Source organism: Qipengyuania pelagi (assembly GCF_009827295.1).
In the GTDB taxonomy this organism is placed as follows: domain Bacteria; phylum Pseudomonadota; class Alphaproteobacteria; order Sphingomonadales; family Sphingomonadaceae; genus Qipengyuania; species Qipengyuania pelagi.
In genome coordinates this window covers 432,041-454,888 of the sequence record NZ_WTYD01000002.1, presented here as the reverse complement: position 1 = coordinate 454,888, position 22,848 = coordinate 432,041, and the positions used below count along the sequence as shown (strand labels likewise).

Sequence of the window (22,848 nt, the reverse complement as noted above, 5' to 3'; positions counted from 1 at the left end):
ATATAGCGCAATGACCCGTATCCTGCACATCCTCGACCATTCGCTGCCGATCCATTCGGGCTATACCTTCCGCACGCGCGCGATCCTGAAAGCGCAGCAGGCGGCAGGATACGAAGTGCGCGCGATCACCGGCCCGCTTTATCACGAAGGCGAGACGGGCACGGCGACCTATGACGGCCTGACCTTCGAGCGCGTGCCCGGCCCCGTCACCGGTCCGCCGGGAGTCAGGGAATGGCGCACAATCGAGGCGTTGCGCAGCGGTATCGAGCGGGTGAGCGAAGACTGGAGGCCTGATATCCTCCACGCCCATTCGCCCGCCCTGTGCGGGATGGCGGGGCTGAGAGCCGCGCGCCGCATGGGCCTGCCCTTCGTCTACGAAATCCGCGCGTTCTGGGAGGATGCGGCGGTCGGCAATCTGACCGGGCGCGAGGGATCGGTGAAATACCGCCTCACCCGCGCGCTCGAAAACCGGGTCGTCGCGGGGGCCGACGCGGTGTTCACGATCTGCGACGGCCTGCGCCGCGATCTGGTCGAACGCGGACATGACGCAGGAAAGATCGCGCTCTCTCCCAATGGCGTCGACCTCACCCTGTTCGGCGAGCCGCCTGCCCGCGACACGGCGCTGGCGGAGCGATTGGCTCTGGATGGAGGGCCGGTGATCGGCTTCATCGGCAGTTTCTACGATTACGAAGGGCTCGACGATCTCATCGCCGCGATGCCCCTGTTGCGCGAGCGCCATCCGGGCGCGCGCCTGCTCCTTGTCGGTGGCGGGCCGATGGAGGACAGCTTGCGGGCGCAGGCAGTCGCCAGCCCGGCGCATGACGCGATCGTCTTTGCCGGGCGCGTGCCGCATGACGAGGTCGAGCGCTATTATTCGCTCGTCGACGTGCTCGCCTATCCGCGCAAGAAATCGCGGCTGACCGATCTCGTGACGCCGCTGAAGCCGCTCGAGGCGATGGCACAGAAACGGATCGTCGCCGCGAGCGATGTGGGCGGGCATCGCGAACTGATCACGGATGGAGAGACGGGTATCCTGTTCGCGCCGGACGATCCCGCCGCCTGCGCCGCCGCGCTCGCCGATCTGATCGACCGCCGGGACAGTTGGGACGCGATCCGCGAGGCGGGCCGCGCCCATGTCGCCGCGCGGCATGACTGGGCGCGCAATGTCGAAAATTATCGTCCCGTTTACCAACGTCTGGTAGGCGACCGGCCTGAAAACGGCGCCCGGCGCGCCGCCTGACCGAGTGAGCGCCCTGCCATGACCTCATCCTCTTCCCGCCCCCTCAGCAGCCATCCGGCCTTTCCGGTGCTGGTGGCACTCTGGTTCGCGGCCCTGCTCGGCGCGGGGACCTTCGTCCTGCCCGCCGCGATCTTCGAAAGCGCGGCGAGCGCGACCGGCCTTGCCGATATCATCCCGGCCGCGCAGCCCCCGCTCGGCACCACCGCGCGACTGGCGATCACCCTCGCCGCAGCTGGTCTGGGGGCGCTGATCGGGCTGTTCGTGGCCTGGCAGGTCCGCCGCGCATCGCGTCCGGCCGCTTCTGCCGATCCTTCCGACGCGCCTATCGCCGCTGCGGACCAGGCAGACCATTCAGCGGCGGAAGACGACGAAGCGCCCACCGCCTGGCAGGCCTGGCGCGAGACGATGGCCGAGGATGCTGACGATTACGGCGAAAGTGATTACGCCCATTCGCCGGATCTCGACCCGGCGGATGGCCCGAAAGAGGCGGAGCGCGGCGTGGATTTCGCGCGCCTCGAAGCGGCGCTTCGCGAAGAGGAAGCGGGCGAATATCCGGGCGACGGGACGGATATGGATACGGCAGATGGCACCGATAGTCCGCCCCCCGCTGACGATCCCCAGCGCGCCGAGGCGGACCGTCTGGTCGCCGGTCTTGCGCGCCTCCGCCGCGAGGACGATGCGCCGCGCGCCTTCGACGATGCCGACCCGATCCCCCCTCCTGCAATTCCGTTAGTGGACGCGGACGATCACGAAACGCTGTCCTTCCGCGAGGATGGCCCCAATGAGGACGCGGAAGTCGGCATTTTCGATCCCTCCTTCGTTTCGGGAACGCCGCCCCTGCGCGACGAAGCCCCCGACAGGGACCCGGAGCAGGAGGCGGAGAGCGAGCTTGCGCCGCAGATCCGCGAAGGGGCGGAGACCGCTCCTTACCCGCCGACCGATACGCTTTCGCTACCCGAACTGGTCGCGCGTCTCGAACTCGCGATCGATGCTCTGGGGGGTAAGACCGCCGCCGATCGCTCGACGCAAAAGGCTCGCGAGCAGGGGGACGAGGTGGTTTCCTTTCCGGGCAATGAAGCGCCGCGCGCAGATCAAAAGACGACAAATGCGGATAGCGGCGCCGGCGATCCCCAGGCGATGCTCAGGGCCGCTCTCGCCAAGCTCGACCAGGTGGGCAACGGCTCCTGACGCCCCTCCCCTGATCAGCTTTTGCCCCGCGAAATAATCCTTCGCCTCTCGCAGTTGCAAAAATTTCTTCCGATCGTCACAAGGGCTTTTCACGACATTTAAGCTGTGCCCGACCGGTACGGCGAGAACGGTCGAGTCGTGAGGTCGCATTCGCCTGCTTCCTCGCGCCCGACGGCCACGAAGGATGCGAGTGACGCAAGCGATGACGACCACCGGTTTCCCGCCGCCCGCCAGCGGGCTTTACGATCCGCGTAACGAACACGATGCCTGCGGTGTCGGCATGGTGGCGCATATCGCGGGCGGGAAAAGCCATTCGATCGTCACCCGCGCGCTGGAAATCCTCGCCAATCTCGACCATCGTGGCGCCGTGGGCGCGGACCCCTTGCTGGGCGATGGCGCGGGTATCCTGCTGCAATTGCCCGATCCGCTGTTCCGCCGCTGGGCCGAGCAGGAAGGCGTCGACCTGCCGATGCCGGGCCAATATGCGGTCGCCCAGTGCTTCCTCCCGCAGGACGAGGAGGCGGCCCGTTTCGTCGCCGACCAGCTGGAGAAATTCGCCGCCAAGGAAGGCCAGCGCGTGCTCGGCTGGCGCGACGTGCCGACCACGCTCGACGGGCTGGGCCAGGCGGTGATCGATTCCATGCCGGTGATGCGCCAATGCATTGTCGCGCGGGGCGAGAACTGCGCCGATCAGGACGCCTTCGAACGCAAGCTGATCGTGATCCGCAAGCAGACGCTCAATCCGCTGGCGAAACTGGCCGAAAAGCACGGCCTTCCCGATCTTCCCAAGGCCTATATCCCGAGCTTTTCCAGCCGCACCATCGTCTATAAGGGGCTGCTGCTGGCGAACCAGGTCGGCAGCTTCTACGACGATCTGCGCGACGAGGCCTGCACCTCCGCTTTCGGGCTCGTCCACCAGCGGTTCTCGACCAACACCTTTCCCAGCTGGCGGCTCGCCCACCCCTATCGCTTCACCGCGCATAATGGCGAGATCAACACGGTTCGCGGCAATGTGAACTGGATGAATGCGCGCCGCCGGACGATGGAAAGCGAGCTGCTCGGCGTCGATCTCGACAAGATGTGGCCGCTGATCCCGCATGGCCAGTCGGACACGGCCTGCCTCGACAATGCGCTCGAACTGCTGCTGGCGGGCGGCTACAGCCTCGCCCATGCGATGATGGTGCTGATCCCGGAAGCCTGGGCCAAGAACGACCTGATGGATCCGGGCCGCCGCGCCTTCTACGAATACCATTCCGCGCTGATGGAACCCTGGGACGGGCCCGCCGCGGTCTGCTTCACCGACGGGCGCCAGATCGGCGCCACGCTCGATCGCAATGGCCTCAGGCCCGCGCGCTATTGCGTGACGCAGGACGGCCACGTCATCCTCGCGAGCGAGAGCGGCGTGCTCCCGGTCGAGGAAGAGGAAATCGTCCGCAAATGGCGCCTCCAGCCCGGCAAGATGCTGCTGATCGATCTCGAACAGGGCCGCATCATCGAGGATGACGAGCTGAAGTCGCAGCTCGCCGCCGAACATCCTTACGAGGAATGGCTCGACCGCGCGCAGTACAAGCTGGAAGACCTCTCGCATATCGAACCCGAATTGTCGGAGCTTCCGAGTGCGAAAACCTCGCTGCTCGAACGCCAGCAGGCCTTCGGTTACACGCAGGAGGACCTCTCGCGCTTCCTCGAGCCGATGGCCGCGAATGGCGAGGACCCGGTGGGATCGATGGGCACCGACACGCCCATCGCGGTGCTGAGCGCGCGCCCGCGCCTGCTCTACGATTATTTCAAGCAGAACTTCGCCCAGGTCACCAACCCGCCGATCGACCCGATCCGCGAGGAATTGGTGATGAGCCTGATGTCGATGATCGGCCCGCGCCCCAATCTGCTCGGGCGCGAGGCGGGATCGCACAAGCGGCTCGAAATCGCGCAGCCGATCCTGACCAACGAGGATCTGGCCAAGATCCGCTCGGTCGAAGTCGCGCTCGACGGTGCGTTCCGCACCGCGACGATCGACACGACTTGGGATGCCAGCACCGGGGCCGAGGGCCTCGCCATGGCGATCAAGGAAATGTGCTGGGCCGCGACCGAGGCGGTGTTGCAGGACCACACGATCCTGATCCTGTCCGACCGCGAACAGGGGCCGGACCGCATCCCGATGCCTGCCCTGCTGGCGACCTCCGCCGTGCACCATCAGCTGGTGCGCCAGGGCCTGCGGATGCAGACCGGCCTCGTCGTCGAAACCGGCGAAGCGCGCGAAGTACACCATTTCTGCGCATTGGCGGGCTATGGCGCGGAAGCGATCAATCCCTATGTGGCCTTCGAAACGCTCGAAAACCTTCGCGCCACCAAGCTGCCGTATCTCGACGCGAAGAAGGTCGAGGCGAATTTCGTCAAGGCGGTCGGCAAGGGCATCTTGAAGGTCATGTCCAAGATGGGCATCTCGACCTACCAGTCCTATTGCGGCGCGCAGATCTTCGACGCGGTCGGGCTGGCGCAGGATTTCGTCGACGATTTCTTCACCGGCACCGCGACCACGATCGGCGGCGCCGGGTTGGCCGAAATCGCGGAAGAAGCGGTGCTGCGCCACGGCCAAGCCTATGGCGACAGCCCGCTCTACGAAGGGATGCTCGATGTCGGCGGGATCTACCAATATCGCCTGCGGGGCGAGGATCACGCCTGGACGCCGGAAACGGTCGCCAATCTCCAGCACGCGGTGCGGGGCGACAAGCCCGACAATTACGCCGCTTACGCCAAGGCGATCAACGAGCAGTCCGAACGCCTGCTGACCATTCGCGGGCTGATGGAGCTGAAACCGGCGGACCAGCCGATCCCGCTCGAGGAGGTCGAACCGGCGGTGGACATCGTCAAGCGGTTCAGCACCGGAGCGATGAGCTACGGCTCCATCAGCCGCGAGGCGCACACCACGCTCGCCATCGCGATGAACCGTATCGGCGGGCGCTCCAACACCGGCGAAGGGGGCGAGGAGCCCGACCGCTTCGTGCCGATGGACAATGGCGATTCGATGCGCAGCCGGATCAAGCAGGTCGCCAGCGGCCGGTTCGGCGTCACCACCGAATATCTCGTCAATTCGGACGATATCCAGATCAAGATGGCGCAGGGCGCGAAGCCCGGCGAAGGCGGGCAATTGCCCGGCCACAAGGTCGACAAGGTGATCGGCAAGGTGCGCCATGCGACCCCCGGCGTGGGCCTGATCTCGCCGCCGCCCCACCACGACATCTATTCGATCGAGGATCTCGCCCAGCTGATCCACGATCTGAAGAACGTGCAGCCCAAGGCGCGCATTTCAGTGAAGCTCGTCAGCGAAGTCGGCGTCGGCACCGTGGCGGCGGGCGTTTCGAAGTGCAAGGCGGATCACGTCACCATCTCGGGCTACGAGGGCGGGACGGGCGCGTCCCCACTGACTTCGCTGACCCATGCGGGTTCGCCCTGGGAAATCGGCCTGGCCGAGACGCAGCAGACGCTGATGCTCAACGATCTGCGTTCGCGCATCGCGGTGCAGGTCGATGGCGGGCTCAGGACCGGGCGCGACGTTGCGATCGGCGCGCTGCTCGGCGCGGACGAATTCGGCTTCGCCACCGCTCCGCTGATCGCGGCAGGCTGCATCATGATGCGCAAATGCCATCTCAACACCTGCCCGGTCGGCGTGGCGACGCAGGACCCGGTCCTGCGCAAGCGCTTCACCGGCACGCCCGAACACGTCATCAATTATTTCTTCTTCGTCGCCGAGGAATTGCGGGCGATCATGGCCGAGATGGGCTTCCGCACCGTTGAGGAGATGGTGGGCCGCGTCGACCGGCTCGATACGGCGCGCGTCCATCGCCACTGGAAGGCGCGCGGGATCGACCTGTCGCGCCTGCTCGCCCAGCCGCAGGTCGCCCAGGGCGTGCCGCTCCGGCATACGCTGACGCAGGATCACGGGCTCGGCGCCGCGCTCGACAACGATCTGATCGAGGCCTGCCGGGATGCGATCGACAACCGCACGCCGGTCACGATCGAACGGCCGATCCGCAACGTCAACCGCACCACCGGCGCCATGCTGTCGGGCCGGATCGCGGAACAGTATGGCCATGCTGGCCTGCCGCCCGAAACCGTCCGCATCGCCTTCACCGGGGTCGCCGGGCAGAGCTTCGGCGCATGGCTGGCCCACGGCGTCACGCTCGACCTGACGGGCGATGCCAACGACTATGTCGGCAAGGGCCTGTCGGGGGGCCGCATCGCGGTTCGTCCGCCCGATAACGCGCCCCGCACGGCGGACGAGAACATCATCGTCGGCAACACCGTCCTCTATGGCGCGATCGCGGGCGAGGCCTATTTCGCCGGCGTCGCGGGCGAACGCTTCGCAGTCAGGAATTCGGGCGCCGTCGCGGTGGTCGAAGGCACGGGCGATCATCCATGCGAATACATGACCGGCGGCGTGGTCTGCGTGCTCGGCAAGACGGGCCGCAATTTCGGCGCGGGGATGAGCGGCGGGATCGCCTATGTCTACGATCCCGACGGCACTTTCGAACAGCGCGTCAATCCGGCGCAGGTCGATGTGTTCGCGGTATCGACGGACGAAGTCGAAGGCGCCGAAAAGAGCTGGGGCCAGCCGCAGCAGCGCGGCCTCTCGGTCGAGAATAACGGGATGGGCGATCCGCTCTATCACGATGCCGAGCGGCTGCGCATTCTGGTCGAACGCCACCAGCTGCACACCGGCTCGAAGCTCGCGACCAGCCTGCTTGAGGATTGGGACGCGGCGCTGCCGAAATTCAAGAAGGTGATGCCGCGCGATTACGCCAAGGCGTTGAAAGCGCTGGAAGACGAACGCGAACAGGCTGCGATGGAGGCGGCGGAATGAGCCCGTCCTATAGCCCTTGTCGTCATCGCGAGGAGCGAAGCGACGCGGCGATCCAGAGCGGTACGGCAAGGCGCTGGATTGCTTCGTCGCCTTCGGCTCCTCGCAATGACGAGGAGTTTGATCATGGCGTTTTTTGTTTGGGATTCATCTGATGGGCAAGGAAACCGGCTTCCTCGAATACGACCGCGAGGATCGCACCTATGCCGATCCGCAGGAGCGGCTGACGCATTACAAGGAATTCACGATTCCCCATGCGGAAGGCGCGCTGCGCAAGCAGGCCGCGCGGTGCATGAATTGCGGGATTCCGTACTGCCATAACGGCTGCCCGGTGAACAACATCATCCCGGACTGGAATCACCTCGTCTATGAAGACGACTGGAAGAACGCGCTCGCCGTCCTTCATTCAACCAACAATTTCCCCGAATTCACCGGCCGGATCTGCCCCGCCCCGTGCGAGGCGGCCTGCACGCTCAACATCGTGGACGAGCCGGTGACGATCAAATCGATCGAATGCGCGATCGTCGATCGCGGCTGGAAGGAAGGCTGGGTCGAACCGCAAATTCCCGAAAAGCAGACCGGCAAATCGGTCGCAGTGGTCGGCAGCGGCCCCGCTGGCCTCGCCTGCGCCCAGCAATTGGCGCGCGCGGGCCATGCGGTGACGGTGTTCGAGAAGAGCGACCGGATCGGCGGATTGCTGCGCTACGGAATTCCCGACTTCAAGATGGAGAAGCACCTCATCAACCGCCGCGCGGTGCAGATGGAGGCCGAAGGCGTCCAGTTCCGCACCAGCGCCGAGGTGGGCGTGGAGGTCAGCTTCCAGGCCTTGCAGGACAATTTCGACGCGGTGGTGCTGGCAGGCGGGGCGGAAGAGCCGCGCCGGCTCGACATTCCGGGGGCCGAGCTTTCGGGCGTGCGCCTGGCGATGGAATTCCTCACCCAGCAGAACAAGCGCAATGCGGGTGACGACGAAGTACGCGCCGCGCCGCGCGGCACGTTGAGCGCCAAGGGCAAGCACGTCATCGTGATCGGCGGCGGCGACACGGGAAGCGACTGTGTCGGCACCTCCAACCGCCAGGGCGCAGCCAGCGTCACGCAGCTCGAAATCATGCCCAAGCCTCCCGAAAAGGAGGACAAGGCGATGACCTGGCCGCACTGGCCGCTGAAGCTGCGCACCTCGTCCAGCCACGAGGAAGGGGCGGAGCGCGACTGGGCGGTGCTGACCAAGCGCGTCGTCGGAGAGAATGGCGACGTCACCGGCCTCGAATGCGTGCGGATCGAATGGGACGGCCGCTCCTTCGAGGAAGTGCCGGGCAGCGAATTCACGCTGAAGGCGGATCTCATCCTCCTGGCCATGGGCTTCACCGGTCCCAAGCGCCGCGGCCTGCTCGACAAGGCGGGCGTCGCATTGTGCGAGCGCGGCAACGTCAAGGCCGATACCCAGCGCTACGCCACCGATCAGGACGGCGTCTTCGCCTGCGGCGATATGCGGCGCGGTCAGAGCCTGGTCGTCTGGGCCATCCGCGAAGGCCGCCAATGTGCAAGAGCGGTGGACGAAGCGCTGATGGGCGTGACGGACCTGCCGCGTTAGGTTCTCACACCCGCCAATCGACCGCGCCGCGTCCCTTTTCCTCGAGAAACGCGTTCGCGCGGCTGAAGGGGTGTGAGCCGAAGAAGCCGCGGCGCGCGGAGAGCGGGCTGGGATGCGGGCTTGCGATCACGAGATGGCGCGGCGCTGCGATCTCGGGAATCGTCTTGCGTTTCGTCTGCGCGTGGGCTCCCCAGAGGATGAAGACGCTCGGCTCGGCGCGCGCCGCGACCGCTCTTACGCAGGCGTCGGTGATCGCTTCCCACCCCTTCCCCGCATGGCTGCCTGCCCGCCCCGCCTCGACCGTCAAAGACGTGTTGAGCAGCAGGACGCCTCGCTCGGCCCATCGGGTCAGGTCGCCATGCGACGGGGGCGCGATGCCGAGGTCGCTTTCCAGCTCCTTGTAGATATTGCGCAGGCTCGGCGGGATTTTGACGCCTTCGGGCACGGAGAAGCTCAGGCCCATCGCCTGGCCCGGCCCGTGATAGGGGTCTTGCCCCAGGATCACGACCTTCACCGCGTCGAGCGGCGTCAGCGCGAGCGCGCGCAGGCGGGTGCCGCGCGGGGGATAGATCGGTTTGCCCGCCGCCTCCTCGGCGCTCAGCCAACCGCCCAGACGCCGCGCCTCCCCGCTCGCCAGAACGGGATCGAGCGCGGCGCGCCAGCTTGCGGGAACGGGGTCGGACATCCCCGCTTCGATACGGTGCGCAGGGCCCACGATCCAGCGCCCCTTTCCCTCAATCCCCGATGCGCCTAAGGCCCGCTGCATGGCCGTATATTTCCACGAAGAAGACCTGCCCGCCGATGTCGTCCTTGAAGGGCCCGTCGCGGTCGATACCGAGACCATGGGGCTGATAACCCCGCGCGACCGCCTGTGCGTGGTGCAGATCAGCGATGGCGGGGGGGACGAACATCTCGTCCGCTTCAATCCCGACAGCGAATACGAAGCGCCCAATCTGGCCGCCATTCTGGGCGATCCCGATCGGGTGAAGCTCTATCATTTCGCCCGCTTCGATCTCGCCGCGATCGAACATTATCTCGGCGTGACCGCCGCGCCGGTGTTCTGCACCAAGATCGCGAGCAAGCTGGTGCGCACCTATACCGATCGCCACGGCCTCAAGAATCTGGTCGAGGAATTGCTGGGCGAGAACCTCTCCAAGCACCAGCAGAGCTCCGACTGGGGTGGCCCCGTCATCACCGAGGCGCAGCGCGATTACGCGGCATCGGACGTGCGCTATCTCCACCGGCTGAAGGACGAGCTGGAAAAGCGGTTGAAGCGCGAAGGCCGGATGGAGCTGGCGCAGGCCTGTTTCGATTTCCTGCCCCATCGCGCGCGGCTCGATCTCGCCGGCTGGCCCGATCACGACATATTCAGCCACGCCTCCGCATAGCCCCGCGATGGCGAGCGTAGAGGCCACCGGCCGACGCCGGATCGAAACCGAACAGGCAGCCGAGAGGCGCAGCCGCCGCCAGCATTTCGCCGCGCCCGGCGGACGGCACGACCGTCTGGTCGGGTTCCTTGCCAAGGCCCTGCCCATGGCGGTCGGCGTGGTCGCCGCACTGATGGTCATCACGCCGCTGAGCCCGCGCGGGGAGATCAGCTTCCTGCTCGATCGCAACAAGGTCGCCGTGATCGACGAGCGGCTGCGCGTCGACAATGCGCTGTATCGGGGCCGGGACGATAGCGGGCGCCCCTTCTCGCTGACGGCGGGCGAGGCGGTGCAGCGCTCCAGCCTCGAAGGTATCGTGCGGATGGACGATATGCGTGCCCGCATCCTGTTGCGCGACGGGCCTGCCCAATTGCTGGCGCCCGGCGGAGCCTACGATATCGATGCCGCCGCGATGCGCGTGCCGGGCGCGGTGCGGATGACGGCGGCGGACGGGTATTCGATGCTGCTGCGCGATGTGCTGATCAGCCTTTCCAGCAAGACCGTGGTGGGAACCGGGGGCGTCTCCGGCGCTATTCCCGCAGGGACCTTTTCCGCCAACGAGTTGGAAGCCGATCTCGACGCGCGCACCGTCGCGCTCGAAGGGAATGCCAGGCTGCGGATGATACCCGGCCGATTGAGGATGCCGTGACGATGACGACCAGGACCACCTCACTAACGAAGACCGCCACGCGCTGGGCAATCGGCGGATTCGCCGCCACGATCGCGCTGATGGCGGGCATCCAGTCGAACGCGCAGGCGCTCGCGGGCCATAATTCCAACGCGCCGGTCGATTTCGCGGCCAACCGGATCGAATTGCAGGATCGCCAGAACCGCGTCGTCCTGTCGGGCAATGTGGTGATCGAACAGGCCGGATTGCGGCTGACGGCGGCGCGCACGCTGGTGAATTATTCGGACGCGGGCTCGCTCAGCATCCAGCGCATCATGGCGACCGGCGGCGTGGTGGTGACGCGCGGGGACGAACGCGCGGCAGGCGACAACGCCGTCTATGATTTCAACCGCCGGATCATCACCATGGCGGGGAACGTGCGCCTCAAACGCGGCAGCGACACCTTGAACGGCGGACGGCTGGTGATCGACCTGCGCAGCGGCGTCTCCAGCGTGGACGGCGCGGCGAGCGGATCGTCCAGCGTGGCGGGCGAGGATGGCGGCGTCACGACCACCAATACGGGAGGTCGCGTGACGGGGACCTTCTCGGTTCCCCAGGACTAGGCCCCCAGAACAGGCCCTATCGCCGCCCCGGCCTGCGCGCCATGCCCGCCAGCGCCTGCGACAGCAGCAGTTCCGCCGCCTGGCTGTTCGCCAGCAATTCGCGATGCAGTTCGACCAGCCGGGTGGTCAGGCGATCGAGCCGTGCGCCGCGCCAATAGGCGAGCTGGGTGCGGATATCGCGCTCTTCCTTGAAGAAGATGCCGAGCGAGGCCTTTTCCCCGCGATTGAGTTCGTCGAGATTCTGGCGCGGGCCGAGCCGCGCGGCGATCTTCGCCAATTGCGCGGCGCGCCGTTCGAAGGCCAGCAACAGCCCGACCGGGTTCAGCGAAACCTCGCGCATCCGCTTCAACTCGCCCGACAGCTTCGCCTGTTCGCCCGAAAGCACGGCGTTGACGAGCGGCATGAACCCGTCCTCCTCGCTGCTCGCGCCGATCAGGTCGAGATCCTCGGCGCTAGCCTGGCGCGGCGCCTGGGGCGCGGCGTCGAGATAGAGGGCGAGCTTGGTGACTTCCGACTGCGCCAGCCGCACGTCGAGGGCAGCGGCGCGCGCGATCCGCTCGGCCAGCGCGCCGGAGAGAGTCACCCCCGCCGCATCGCCCATCGCGCGCACCTGATGGGTGACGCTTTCGAGATTGGGCGGGTAGAACATCGCCACCACCGCATCCTTGCGCTTTTCGAGCAGCTTGGCCGTGCGCGATTTATCGGTGGCGGAGGTGGCGACGACCACGACCGGGCAGGCCTCGCCCGCGCCCATGTCGCCCGTTTCGGTCAACAGTTTGAGCGCGTCATGGGCCTCGTCCCCCGAGACACGCGCGTAAATGTGGCGCTTGTCGCCGAACAGCGAGGAGGAGCGCGCCTCGTCGCCCAGCAGCGCCGGATCGGAGCGCAATTGCGCGCCCGTCATCTCGACCCGCTCGCCCGCCTCTGGCAGCATGGCGATGAGCGCCTGCGCCGCAGCCGAAGCGCCCGCCTCGTCCTGTCCGCAGAAGAAGAAGATCGCCGCATTGCGCGCCGCGTTGGGCGCTTTCGACGCGAAGTCTTTCTGCGTGAGTTTCACTCGGCGACCCGCGCAGGGCCCTCGCGCAATCGCAGGGCGATCCGCGCCACGATCCGGTCGGCGACCTCGCGCGAGAGATTTTCGAGCGCGGTCTGTTCCGCCGCGATCACGGCATATTCGCTGGAGACGACATCGATCCCCGCATCGCTGCCCGCCGTCGCGTCGAGCAGGATCTCTCCGTTCGAGACGTCGACCAGCTGATAACGGGCGCGCAGGGTCCGTCGCTCGCGCGAGACGGTGTCGTCGCCGAGAACGCCAAGACCTTCGAGCTGGTCGTCCAACCGCACGTCTAGGCGATAGCGGGCTGGCGCATTGCCTCCCGCGCCCAGCCGGTCGACCAGTTCGTTGCGCACCAGCCAGCCGGCGCGGCCCGGTATCGCGGGCACTTCGACTGCCGCGAGGCCCTGCGCCACCGCGCCATTGCCGCCACCCGCATACATCGGCTGGAGGCCGCAGGCGGAAAGCCCGAGAAGGGCGAGGGAGGCGAAGATGGCGCGCATCAGGTGACGATATTGACCAGCCTGTCGGGCACCACAATCACCTTGCGGATCGCCGCGCCGTCGATCGAGCGCTGCACCTTGTCGCTGGCGAGCGCCAGTTTTTCGAGATCGTCCTTCGACGCGCCCTTCGGCGCGGTCAGCGTGTCGCGCAATTTGCCCATGTGCTGGACCGCGATGGTGACCTCGTCCTCGACCAGGAGAGCGGGATCGACCTCGGGCCAGGGCGCATCGGCGACGAGGCCCGTCTCGCCGAGATTGGCCCAGGCTTCCTCGGCCAGATGCGGCATCATCGGCGCGACCAGTTGCACCAGCGTGCGGATCGCGGCGCTGCGGCTGGCGGACGGGGCCGCTTTCTCGACCGCGCCGGTCAGTTCGTAGATGCGCGCCACCGCCTTGTTGAAGCCTAGCGATTCGACATCCGCTGCCACCGCCGCGATCGTCTGGTGGGTCTTGCGGTCGAGCGGTTTGTCCGCGCCGCTCGCGCCTGCGTCATATTGGCCGAACAGGCGCCACAACCGATGGACGAAGCGCGAGCAGCCTTCGATCCCGGCTTCCGACCACGGCAGGTCGCGTTCGGGCGGGCTGTCGCTCAACATGAACCAGCGCACCGCATCCGCGCCGTAGCGGTCGATGATCGTGTCGGGATCGACGACGTTCTTCTTCGACTTCGACATCTTGATGACGCGGCCGATCTCGACCTCGCCGCCGTCGCTTTTCAGCAGCGCCCGCTGCGCCTCGCGGCTGATCTCGTCGGGCGCGTAATAGACCGTCTTGCCCCCGTCGCGGCGCGAATAGGTCTCGTGCGTCACCATCCCCTGCGTGAACAGGCTGGCAAAGGGCTCGGTCACGTCGATCAACCCGATGCGATTGAGCGCGCGGGTCCAGAAGCGGGCGTAGAGCAGGTGCAGGATCGCGTGTTCGATCCCGCCGATATACTGCTCGACCGGCAGCCATTTGGCGATCTCGTCACGATCGAAGGGCTTGTCCTTGGGCTGGCTTGCGAAGCGGAGGAAATACCAGGAGGAATCGACGAAAGTGTCGAGCGTGTCGGTCTCTCGGTTCGCCTCGCCACCGCATTTAGGGCAATCGACGTGCTTCCATCTCGCGTGGCGTTCCAACGGATTGCCAGGCGTCTGGAAATCGACGTCCTCGGGCAAAGTGATCGGCAGGCTGGATTTGGGCGCCGGAACCACACCGCACGAATCGCAATGGATGAAGGGGATCGGCGTGCCCCAATAGCGCTGGCGCGAAACGCCCCAATCGCGCAGGCGCCAAACGGTCTTGCCCGCGCCGCACCCCTGCTGCTCGATCCGGGCGATGATTTCGCGCTTGGCGTCATCCACGCTCATTCCGTCGAGGAAGTCGGAATTGACGATCACGCCCTCTCCGCTCTCCGCCTCGCCAGTGACCGGCTGGTCCGCATCTTCGATGCTGGCGGCGACGACGCGCGGGATCGGCAGGCCGTATTTGGTCGCGAATTCGAAGTCGCGCTGGTCGTGTCCGGGCACGCCCATCACCGCGCCGGTGCCGTATCCCATCAGCACGAAATTCGCGATGTAGACCGGCAGGTCCGCCCCGGTGAACGGGTGCTTCGCGGTCAGGCCGGTGTCGAAGCCGAGCTTTTCCGCCGTCTCCAGCTCCGCCGCGGTCGTGCCGCCCTTCTTGCACAAAGCGATGAAGTCCTGCGCCGCCTGACTGTCGAGCGATTGCGCCACCGGATGATCCGCCGCCACGGCGACGAAGCTCGCCCCGAAGATCGTGTCGGGCCGGGTGGTGTAGACGGGCAGCGTGTCACCGTTCGACAGGTCGAAGCTGAACTCCAGCCCCTGCGACTTGCCGATCCAGTTTTCCTGCATCAGCCGGACCTTGTCGGGCCAGTTCTCGAGACCGCCCAGCCCTTCGAGCAATTCCTCGGCGAAGTCGGTGATCTTGAGGAACCACTGGCTGAGCTTCCGCTTCTCGACCTCGGCACCCGAACGCCAGCCCTTGCCGTCGATCACCTGCTCATTGGCGAGCACGGTCATGTCGACCGGGTCCCAATTGACCTCGCTCTCCTTGCGATAGACGAGGCCCGCTTCGTAGAGGTCGAGGAAGAGCGCCTGTTCGTGGCCGTAATAATCGGGCTCGCAGGTCGCCAGCTCGCGGCTCCAGTCGAGCGCGAAGCCGAGGCGCTTCAGCTGCGCCTTCATGTGTTCGATATTGTCGCGGGTCCAGCCGCCGGGGTGGACGCCCTTTTCCATCGCGGCGTTTTCCGCCGGCATCCCGAAGGCGTCCCAGCCCATCGGGTGCAGCACCTCGTGCCCGACCGCCTTCTTGTAGCGCGCGAGCACGTCGCCCATCGTGTAATTGCGGACATGGCCGATATGGATGCGCCCGCTGGGATAGGGGAACATCTCGAGCACGTAGCTCTTCGGCCTGTCGCTATCGCTGTCGGCGCGAAAGGTCTGCGCCTCGTCCCAGCGGGCCTGCCAGTTCGCATCCGCAATAGCCGGATCGAAGGGCGCGCCGAAGCCCGTCTCGCTCATCGTCTGGCCCCCGATCGGATCAGCCGGCGATCGTCTGGCGGCGGAATTCGCGCGCCTTCGTCAGGATGATGTCTTCCAGCTTCTGTACCGTGGCGGCCTGCACCGGCGCATCGACCCAGCTATTGCCCTGCGCGACCTGGCGGCTGGCAGCAACGCGCAGCGCATCGGCGCGCAGATCGGTGTCGAGGATGGTGACCGTCATCTTGACCCGCTCGCCGGGGTTTGACGGGTTCGCATACCAGTCGGTTACGATCACGCCACCCGCGCTGTCCGCCTGGAGCAGCGGCGCGAAGCTCACCGTTTCGAGCGCGGCGCGCCACAGATAGCTGTTCACCCCGATCGTGTTGACCTGCGCCGCGGCAAGGTCGGCAACCGGGCGCTCGCGCCCTCCGCAGGCGGCAAGCGCCGCAGTGGTGCCCAGCAGCAGGGCGGCGCGGGCGATGATGCGGGGAGATGCGGAAAGACGGGTCATGCTGATCCTTGGTCTGTCGGTCGGACGCTTAATTTAAGACCGGGGCTCTATAGACTGGGTGGCGAGGGGAGCAAGCTTTGGGGCACGCTGTCCCGTGCTGCCCGCCCGTTTCTGCCCGCCCATTTCTGAGCGCCTGTGCCGTGAACCGATTGTGAATTCCAAGACCGAACAGAAGGCGGCTTCGCGTCCGGTCCCCTGGCACATCGGCAAGTCGCCCAACCTGTTGAGACATTGCAACACAGAATCAGTCACATCGGCCTCCCGACCGGATTCGGCTGGCGGCAGGGCCCGCGCGTTCCTATCACATGATTCGCGAGGAGTGCCGCGCGGCGGGTTTTCAGGAACCGTTCAGCCGCATCGGCGTCTAAGCGAACGAAACCCGGCGCTTTTTCATTGGCAAATTCGCTATGGGTTTCAGGTTGATAGGGGCAGAGGTAGCGACCGTGACGATCAAGCGGCAGGGCAGCAAAGGCAAGGGGCGTTTCGTCCCCGCTGCGCTCGTGGCCGCTGGACTCGGTCTCGCGCTTCCCACCGCCGCCGCGCTTGCGGTCGGGCAGAGCGCCACTGTCGCAGACGCTTCGATCTCTGGCGAATCGCTCGATTTCCTGCCCTTCACACCGGCGCGGCTCGATCCCGGCCTGGTCCGCGAAGTGGCCTCGTCCATCGGCGTCGATGCGCTGCGCTTCACGCCCGCCGCCCGCCCGGCGCGCAAGGACCGGACGCTGACCGTCGCCGTCCGGGTCGATAATGCGACCGCGCGGGCGATCTCGGTGCGCAAGCCGCTCGAACGCCTGAGCGAACCGGGCCTCGGCACCACAAATTCGGTCGCGGTCGATTCGACGCGGTACAATCTCGGCATCGCGCGCGGCTATCAAGGCTTCGCCCAGCCCAAGCCGGTGGAACTGCCCGCTGGCGTGCGCGATCTGACCATGCCCGATCTCGAACGCTTCTCGCTCGAGAAGACCACGCGGGACAAGCCGGATCGCTTCCAGCCGCGCGTCGCGCTCGAATCGGTCCAACCCAGCGGCCCGACCCCGCGCGTGCTCGATTCGCGCAGCAGCCGGAGCGTGGAAGTGGGCGGCGCCTATCGCGTCGTCGGTAATCTCAACGTGACCGCGGGGGTCCGCCTCTCGCAGGAACGGGACCGCCTGACTCCGCTGACCGATGGCGTCGAGGACAGCCAGGCGGTCTATGTGGGCACGCAGCTGCGCTTCTGACCCGTCACGGTTCCGATCCGGCCAGCCGGATAGCGGTGCTTTTCCAGTATCACGTATTTCTCCGCCGACTGCGATTATCCCGGTTGTCGAGCGCGCAAGCGTCGGCTTAAGGTCTCCCTGACGCTACGGAATGGAGGGGCAGGAGCGGCCCTTCACAATAAGGGAGAGCGCGAATGGGAAGAGTGGCCATCGTTACGGGCGGAACGCGCGGCATCGGCAAGGCGATTTGCGAACATCTTAGCGAGGACGGCTTCACCGTCGTCGCCAATTACGCCGGAAACAGCGAAGCGGCGCAGCGATTTACCGACGAAACCGGGATCAAGGCCTATCGCTTCGATGTCGGCGATCACGAGGCGGTGATCGAGGGCTGCAAACAGATCGAGAGCGAGATCGGCCCGATCGACGCGGTGGTCAACAATGCCGGCATCACGCGTGACGGCACGCTGCTGCGCATGACCTATGAGGACTGGCAGGATGTCATGCGCATCAATCTCGGCGGCTGTTTCAACCTCGCCAAGGCGACATTCGAGGGGATGAAGGAGCGCGGCTGGGGCCGGATCATCAATATCGGTTCGATCAACGGCCAGGCCGGGCAATACGGCCAGGTGAACTACGCCGCCGCCAAATCCGGCATCCACGGCTTCACCAAGGCGCTCGCCCAGGAAGGCGCGCGCTACAAGATCACCGTCAACGCGATCGCACCCGGCTATATCGACACCGACATGGTCGCCGCCGTGCCCGAGCCGGTGCTGGAAAAGATCGTCGCCAAGATCCCGGTCGGCCGCCTCGGCCAGGCGAGCGAAATCGCGCGCGGCGTCAGCTTCCTGTGCAGCGAGGAAGCGGGCTTCGTCACCGGATCGACCATGAGCATCAATGGCGGCCAGCATATGTATTGACGGTGGCAGGCGAGCAGGCCCGTCCTGCTCGCCGGTGGCGCCGTCGGCGCCAGCCATCGGCTCGGCCGACGGGTTGTCGGTATAGCCGACAAACCCGTTCGACGTCAGGGCGGCGGCTTCGCCGTCGCCCTCGTGGCCACTATCTTGATGGAACGATCCCCACCCCGTCCGGCATATCCGAATCGGGAGCCATCGGATCGACGCACACCCGTGCCATCAGCGGCAGATGGTCCGATCCGACATTCTCGCCGATCTCCAGCCAGTCCACCTTGACCCCGTCCTTCACCATGATCTGGTCGAGCGGCCAGCCGATAAGGGCGTAGTCCGCCGGGAAGGTCGGGAAGCTGCCGCGTCCGGCGCGCGGATCGAGATACTTGCCTTCCTCGCGAAACCGCTCGGTGGTGCGCGACCAGGGTACGTCGTTGAAATCGCCGATCGCCAGCACATTGCCCAGCCCGTCAGGCGTCAGCGCACCGGCGCGGGCAATGGTCGCGTCGCGCTCTTCGGTGCTTTCGCCCGGACGCGGCGGGCGCGGATGCAGGCCGACGAGCTCGAACCGCGCACCGTCGCCCATCCGCAAGGTCGCATAGAGCGAGGGCGTCCCGCTCTCGGGATCGACCGGCATTTCCGCCCGGTCCACGGTCAGGCGAGTGGCGAAGATCATCCCATATTTGTTGTCGAGCGGGCGCGAGAGGCGATAGCCGAACCCCGCCAATTGCGGTTCGAGCGCGCGCGCCCAGACCGGGTCCGTCTCCATCAGGAGCAGGATATCGGGATCGAGTCGCTCGATCAGCGCGGCTGTCTCGGCGTGGCGATCGTTCGACTGGAGGACGTTGAAGGAGAGCACTTTGGCGCAGCTCATCCCGTCGATTGCGTCCGGCAGAGGAACCTGCGCGGGCGCGAGCATCGTATAGGGCCATAGCCGCGCGAAATTGACCAGGGCCGCGCCGCCGCACAGCGCGACGGCGATCCAGCGGCCCTTTCCGGCGAACAGGGCCGCCAGCACCGCGACCAGGCCGGTGAGATAGATCATCGGCTCGCGCACGAAGTCGAGCATCCGCACGATGCCGCGATCGGTCGGCCACAGGGACAACAGGGCCAGCGCCAGCAGCAGGCCAGCGACGCCGGCCGCGATTTTCGCTCTCAGATCGGATGTTGCGATTGGTCTGCCCCCTGTCCCGTGGCGACGCTCTAGGCTCGCCATCGGGCCAGGTCCACCAGTGGGGGGAAGAAAAGCGCGGACCGGGATCGGCTGCGATGCGTTGGCCGGGTAGGACGAGACCAGAAAGGACGCGCAATGGCCGCCACCCGCCGCGAAACCGACAGCATGGGCGCGATCGAAGTGCCCGCCGACAGCCTCTGGGGCGCGCAGACCCAGCGCAGCCTCCAGAACTTCGCCATCGGGGAGGAAAAGATACCGCGCGAGATCGTCCACGCGTTGGGCATCGTCAAACAGGCGGCGGCGCGCACCAATCGCAAGCTCGGGACGCTCGATGCCGTGCTCGCCAACACGATCGAGGATGCGGCAGAGGCCGTGGCCGCAGGCGACATGGACGCGCAATTCCCCCTCTCCGTCTGGCAGACCGGATCGGGCACCCAGTCCAACATGAACGCCAACGAGGTGATCGCCAATGTCGCCAGCGAGGCGCTGGGCGGCACGCGCGGCGACAAGGCGCCGGTCCATCCAAACGATCACGTCAATATGGGCCAGTCCTCGAACGATACCTTCCCCACCGCGCTGCACATCGCGGCGGCGCGGATGGTGACCGACCGTCTCCTGCCTGCCCTCCATGCCATGCAGGCCGATCTCGAAGACAAGGCCGCGAAGTGGGACGATATCGTCAAGATCGGGCGCACGCACACGCAGGACGCGACGCCGCTGACGCTGGGGCAGGAATTTTCCGGCTATGCCGCTCTGGTGGCCGACGGAGTCGCCCGGATCGAGCTGGCCCTGCCGGGCATCCTGAAACTCGCCCAAGGCGGCACGGCGGTCGGCACGGGGCTCAATGCGCCGAAGGGGTTCGCCGAAGGGATCGCGGAGGAGATCGCGGAGCTGACCGGCCTTGCCTTCGAAAGCGCACCCAACAAATTCGCCGCCCTGTCGGGGCAGGACGCGCTTCTGTTCCTCCACGGCGCGATCGAGGCGGTGGCGATGAGCCTCTACAAGATCGCGAACGACATCCGCCTGCTGGGGTCCGGCCCGCGCTCAGGGCTGGGCGAGCTGGCGCTGCCCGCGAACGAGCCGGGCAGTTCGATCATGCCGGGCAAGGTCAATCCGACGCAGGCCGAAGCGCTGACGCAGGTCTGCGTGGCTGTCCACGGCAATCAGGCGACCCTGTCCTTCGCCGCGAGCCAGGGCCAGTTCGAACTCAACACCTATCGCCCGCTGATGGCGCATGTGTTCCTACAAAGCGTGCGCCTGCTCGCCGATGCGAGCGACAGCTTCACGCGGCACCTGCTCGCAGGACTGGAGCCGCGCGAAGATAACATAGCGCGCGGGGTCGATAATTCGCTGATGCTGGTGACGGCGCTGGCGCCCGAGATCGGCTACGATGCGGCGGCCAGGATCGCCAAGACCGCCCACGAAAACGACCAGACCCTGCGCGAGGCGGCGATTGCCAGCGGCAAGGTCAGCGAAGAGGAATACGACCGGATCGTCCGGCCTGAAACGATGCTCGGGCCGGACCGGAACTGATTACTCGATGATATAGGAGACGACCCGCCATGCGCCGCCTTCGCGCTCCAGCGTGACGGTTTCGACCGCGTCGGGCTTGCCGCCGAAATCGGTGCGGAATGTGACCACGCGATACCCGTTCGGCGGCGCATAGACCTCCTGATAGCCCGTCGCTTCGCGCGAAGAGACGGCGCCGAGCGGGATGCGGACCTTGTCGGACGCATCGCTCCATATCTTGAGCGTGTTTCGGCTGCGGAACTGCGATCCGGTTGCCGCGTAGCTCGCCTCCCAGTCATAGGCATCGACATCGGCGAGAAATTCGCGCGCCGCGGCTTCGGTCGCATGGTCGAGGGCAATCCTCTCCGCCGAACTGTCGGGAGGGGTTGGGTCATGCGTGATGCCAGACCCGGCAAGGGCAAGGGCGACGAGAGCGGTTAAAGCCGACATGACGAAGAGACCTCCGATTAAGCGTCGGCGTCCGGGGCGGGCGCCGTTCGATAGATCGGTGTCTGAGCCAGCCCCGCCGCTCGATGCAGCCCCCAAACTCTCGCCTGCAAGAAATTCGGGGCCTTCATCGGCGAGCAGCATCCGCGCCGCTTCCTTGCTGCTGGTGACGCCCAGCTTGCGCCGCGCATCGCGCAGCCGCCCGTTCACCGTATGCACCGACAGGTCGAGCGCGCGGGCCGAGGATTTGGCATCGTGCCCGCGCAGGATCAGCCGCAGCGTCTCCTTCTCCTTCGGCGTCAGCGCCTCGGTCGCATCCTCGCTCATCGGTTCGCGATAGGCCCGCGCGGGCAGACGCCGCCACCCCAAAAAATTGGTATGTGCGCCATGCCGCCGCCGGTTAGGATAGGGCGATGGACATCCCCTATCATCCGCCGGTCAAACGCTCGCTGGCGATCCACGGGCATCGCACCTCGATCAGCCTCGAACCGATATTCTGGGACCTGCTCAAGCGGGCAGCGCAGGAGGAGGGCCTGGCCCTCGCCGCGCTGGTCGCGCGCATCGATGCCGAGCGGATTCAGGCCGAAACCCCGCCGGGTCTGGCTGGCGCGATCCGGGTGTGGCTGGCGGCGCGGATCATCGCCGGTTCATCCCCTGAGGCGGATTCGGGCGGTTCGATTGGGGAGATCGAACAATGAGGCTTTCGGTTCTTTTCGCAGCGATGGGCGCCGCGCTGGCTCTGGCCGGATGCGCCGGAGCGATCCGCGACCGGATCTATTTTCCCGCCTCGCTCGCGGAAACGCCGGTGACCTTCGCCGGGGAAACGCCGCAGGATGTCACGGCGCGTACGGGCGACGGGCTGGATCTCGCAGGCTATTACTGGCCCGCAGCGAGCGGGACCGACACATTGGTCGTCTATTTCCACGGCAACGGAAACAACCAGCTCGTCGGGGCCGCACGCGCCGAACCGCTTCGGAAAGGCGGACACGGCGTGCTGGTCGCGTCCTATCGCGGGTATGGCGGCAATCCCGGCTCGCCGTCCGAGACAGGGCTGTTTGCGGATGGCGAAGCCTGGATGGCGAAAGCGCGCGAACTGGCACCGGGGGCGAAGATCTACCTGTTCGGCCATTCGCTCGGCGGGGCGGTGGCGCTGGAAATGGCGGCACGGCACGAGGTCGCTGGCGTGGCGACGCTGGGCATCTTCGCGCGGCTCAAGGATCAGGCGCCGGCCATCGCGCGCGGCATCCTGCCCGACCGATATGACAATGTCGCCGCGATCCGGCGGGTTAGCGAGCCGGTCCTGCTGCTGCACGGAACCGAGGACGATGTCGTTCCGATCGCGGCGGGCGAGGAACTGGCGAAAGCGGCTCCCAATGCCACTCTCGCGCGTATGACCGGCGCAGGCCATGAGGTCGATCTGGCGCAAATTGCCGATCGACTGTGGGAGGTATGGAGGCCGTGGTACATCTCATACGAAAAGGGCGACGCCGCAGCGCCGCCCGATATTTCGTCGAAGTGATGACGAACCG

19 protein-coding genes are annotated in these 22,848 nt (G+C 66.4%); 12 read left to right on the top strand and 7 right to left on the bottom strand.

Annotation, left to right across the window (positions count from 1 at the left end):
* Positions 1 to 10 precede the first annotated feature (10 nt).
* The 4 genes from GRI47_RS13000 (at position 11) to GRI47_RS12985 (ending at position 8,877) form a co-directional block, all read left to right on the top strand.
* The gene (locus GRI47_RS13000; RefSeq protein ID WP_160661777.1) at positions 11 to 1,240 is read left to right on the top strand and encodes a TIGR04063 family PEP-CTERM/XrtA system glycosyltransferase; all 1,230 of its coding nucleotides are present in this window, start codon (positions 11 to 13) and stop codon (positions 1,238 to 1,240) included.
* An 18-nt stretch (positions 1,241 to 1,258) separates the two neighbouring features.
* Complete coding sequence (locus tag GRI47_RS12995) at positions 1,259 to 2,428, top strand: hypothetical protein (RefSeq protein WP_160661776.1); 1,170 nt, start codon at positions 1,259 to 1,261, stop codon at positions 2,426 to 2,428.
* Between the two features lie 184 nt (positions 2,429 to 2,612).
* Positions 2,613 to 7,289: a glutamate synthase large subunit gene (gene gltB, locus GRI47_RS12990; protein ID WP_237452797.1), complete on the top strand. Its 4,677-nt coding sequence runs from the start codon at positions 2,613 to 2,615 to the stop codon at positions 7,287 to 7,289.
* Positions 7,290 to 7,440: 151 nt separating this feature from the next.
* The gene (locus GRI47_RS12985; protein WP_160661775.1) at positions 7,441 to 8,877 is read left to right on the top strand and encodes a glutamate synthase subunit beta; all 1,437 of its coding nucleotides are present in this window, start codon (positions 7,441 to 7,443) and stop codon (positions 8,875 to 8,877) included.
* A gap of 4 nt (positions 8,878 to 8,881) precedes the next feature.
* Here the strand turns inward: GRI47_RS12985 and GRI47_RS12980 are convergent, their stop codons facing one another.
* A complete protein-coding gene (locus GRI47_RS12980; RefSeq protein ID WP_160661774.1) occupies positions 8,882 to 9,562 on the bottom strand; it encodes a uracil-DNA glycosylase in 681 nt (226 codons plus the stop codon).
* Between the two features lie 79 nt (positions 9,563 to 9,641).
* On the opposite strand from GRI47_RS12980, the gene GRI47_RS12975 reads away from it, so the two are divergent.
* Genes GRI47_RS12975 through GRI47_RS12965 form a run of 3 tightly spaced genes read left to right on the top strand, consistent with a single transcriptional unit; the run spans position 9,642 to position 11,534 of the window.
* Positions 9,642 to 10,265 (top strand): ribonuclease D, encoded by a 624-nt coding sequence (locus GRI47_RS12975; RefSeq protein ID WP_160661773.1) that lies wholly within the window; start codon positions 9,642 to 9,644, stop codon positions 10,263 to 10,265.
* A 7-nt stretch (positions 10,266 to 10,272) separates the two neighbouring features.
* The gene (locus tag GRI47_RS12970; RefSeq protein ID WP_160661772.1) at positions 10,273 to 10,953 is read left to right on the top strand and encodes an LPS export ABC transporter periplasmic protein LptC; all 681 of its coding nucleotides are present in this window, start codon (positions 10,273 to 10,275) and stop codon (positions 10,951 to 10,953) included.
* Positions 10,954 to 10,955: 2 nt separating this feature from the next.
* Positions 10,956 to 11,534, top strand: coding sequence for an LptA/OstA family protein (locus GRI47_RS12965; protein WP_160661771.1), 579 nt, complete (start codon positions 10,956 to 10,958; stop codon positions 11,532 to 11,534).
* Between the two features lie 16 nt (positions 11,535 to 11,550).
* Here GRI47_RS12965 and GRI47_RS12960 read toward each other — a convergent pair whose 3' ends face one another.
* From GRI47_RS12960 to GRI47_RS12945, 4 genes are read right to left on the bottom strand one after another with little or no spacing between them, the layout of a single operon-like run.
* Positions 11,551 to 12,591, bottom strand: coding sequence for a DNA polymerase III subunit delta (locus tag GRI47_RS12960; protein ID WP_160661770.1), 1,041 nt, complete (start codon positions 12,589 to 12,591; stop codon positions 11,551 to 11,553).
* Positions 12,588 to 13,091 (bottom strand): LPS assembly lipoprotein LptE, encoded by a 504-nt coding sequence (lptE, locus tag GRI47_RS12955; RefSeq protein WP_160661769.1) that lies wholly within the window; start codon positions 13,089 to 13,091, stop codon positions 12,588 to 12,590. Before lptE ends, GRI47_RS12960 begins: the two co-directional genes overlap by 4 nt.
* Positions 13,091 to 15,616: a leucine--tRNA ligase gene (leuS, locus tag GRI47_RS12950; RefSeq protein WP_160661768.1), complete on the bottom strand. Its 2,526-nt coding sequence runs from the start codon at positions 15,614 to 15,616 to the stop codon at positions 13,091 to 13,093. The genes lptE and leuS overlap by 1 nt, the downstream gene beginning before the upstream one ends.
* Before the next feature lie 19 nt (positions 15,617 to 15,635).
* A complete protein-coding gene (locus GRI47_RS12945) occupies positions 15,636 to 16,088 on the bottom strand; it encodes a DUF3576 domain-containing protein (RefSeq protein WP_160661767.1) in 453 nt (150 codons plus the stop codon).
* 407 nt (positions 16,089 to 16,495) lie between these two features.
* On the opposite strand from GRI47_RS12945, the gene GRI47_RS12940 reads away from it, so the two are divergent.
* On the top strand, positions 16,496 to 17,305 hold the full coding sequence (locus GRI47_RS12940) for a hypothetical protein (protein ID WP_237452796.1): 810 nt from the start codon (positions 16,496 to 16,498) through the stop codon (positions 17,303 to 17,305).
* A 173-nt stretch (positions 17,306 to 17,478) separates the two neighbouring features.
* Positions 17,479 to 18,201, top strand: coding sequence for an acetoacetyl-CoA reductase (phbB, locus tag GRI47_RS12935; RefSeq protein WP_160661766.1), 723 nt, complete (start codon positions 17,479 to 17,481; stop codon positions 18,199 to 18,201).
* Positions 18,202 to 18,340: 139 nt separating this feature from the next.
* Here the strand turns inward: phbB and GRI47_RS12930 are convergent, their stop codons facing one another.
* The gene (locus GRI47_RS12930; protein ID WP_160661765.1) at positions 18,341 to 19,405 is read right to left on the bottom strand and encodes an endonuclease/exonuclease/phosphatase family protein; all 1,065 of its coding nucleotides are present in this window, start codon (positions 19,403 to 19,405) and stop codon (positions 18,341 to 18,343) included.
* A gap of 93 nt (positions 19,406 to 19,498) precedes the next feature.
* On the opposite strand from GRI47_RS12930, the gene fumC reads away from it, so the two are divergent.
* Entirely contained in the window at positions 19,499 to 20,896 is a 1,398-nt protein-coding gene (gene fumC, locus GRI47_RS12925) for a class II fumarate hydratase (RefSeq protein ID WP_160661764.1), read from the top strand.
* Here the strand turns inward: fumC and GRI47_RS12920 are convergent, their stop codons facing one another.
* Positions 20,897 to 21,688 carry a helix-turn-helix domain-containing protein gene (locus GRI47_RS12920; protein WP_237452795.1) on the bottom strand — a complete coding sequence of 264 codons (792 nt, stop codon included), beginning with the start codon at positions 21,686 to 21,688 and terminating at the stop codon, positions 20,897 to 20,899.
* Between the two features lie 44 nt (positions 21,689 to 21,732).
* Between GRI47_RS12920 and GRI47_RS12915 the strand changes: the two genes are divergently transcribed.
* Both GRI47_RS12915 and GRI47_RS12910 read left to right on the top strand, forming a co-directional pair.
* Positions 21,733 to 22,017, top strand: coding sequence for a ribbon-helix-helix domain-containing protein (locus GRI47_RS12915; protein ID WP_160661763.1), 285 nt, complete (start codon positions 21,733 to 21,735; stop codon positions 22,015 to 22,017).
* The gene (locus GRI47_RS12910; RefSeq protein WP_160661762.1) at positions 22,014 to 22,838 is read left to right on the top strand and encodes an alpha/beta hydrolase; all 825 of its coding nucleotides are present in this window, start codon (positions 22,014 to 22,016) and stop codon (positions 22,836 to 22,838) included. Before GRI47_RS12915 ends, GRI47_RS12910 begins: the two co-directional genes overlap by 4 nt.
* The last annotated feature ends 10 nt before the right edge of the window (positions 22,839 to 22,848 follow it).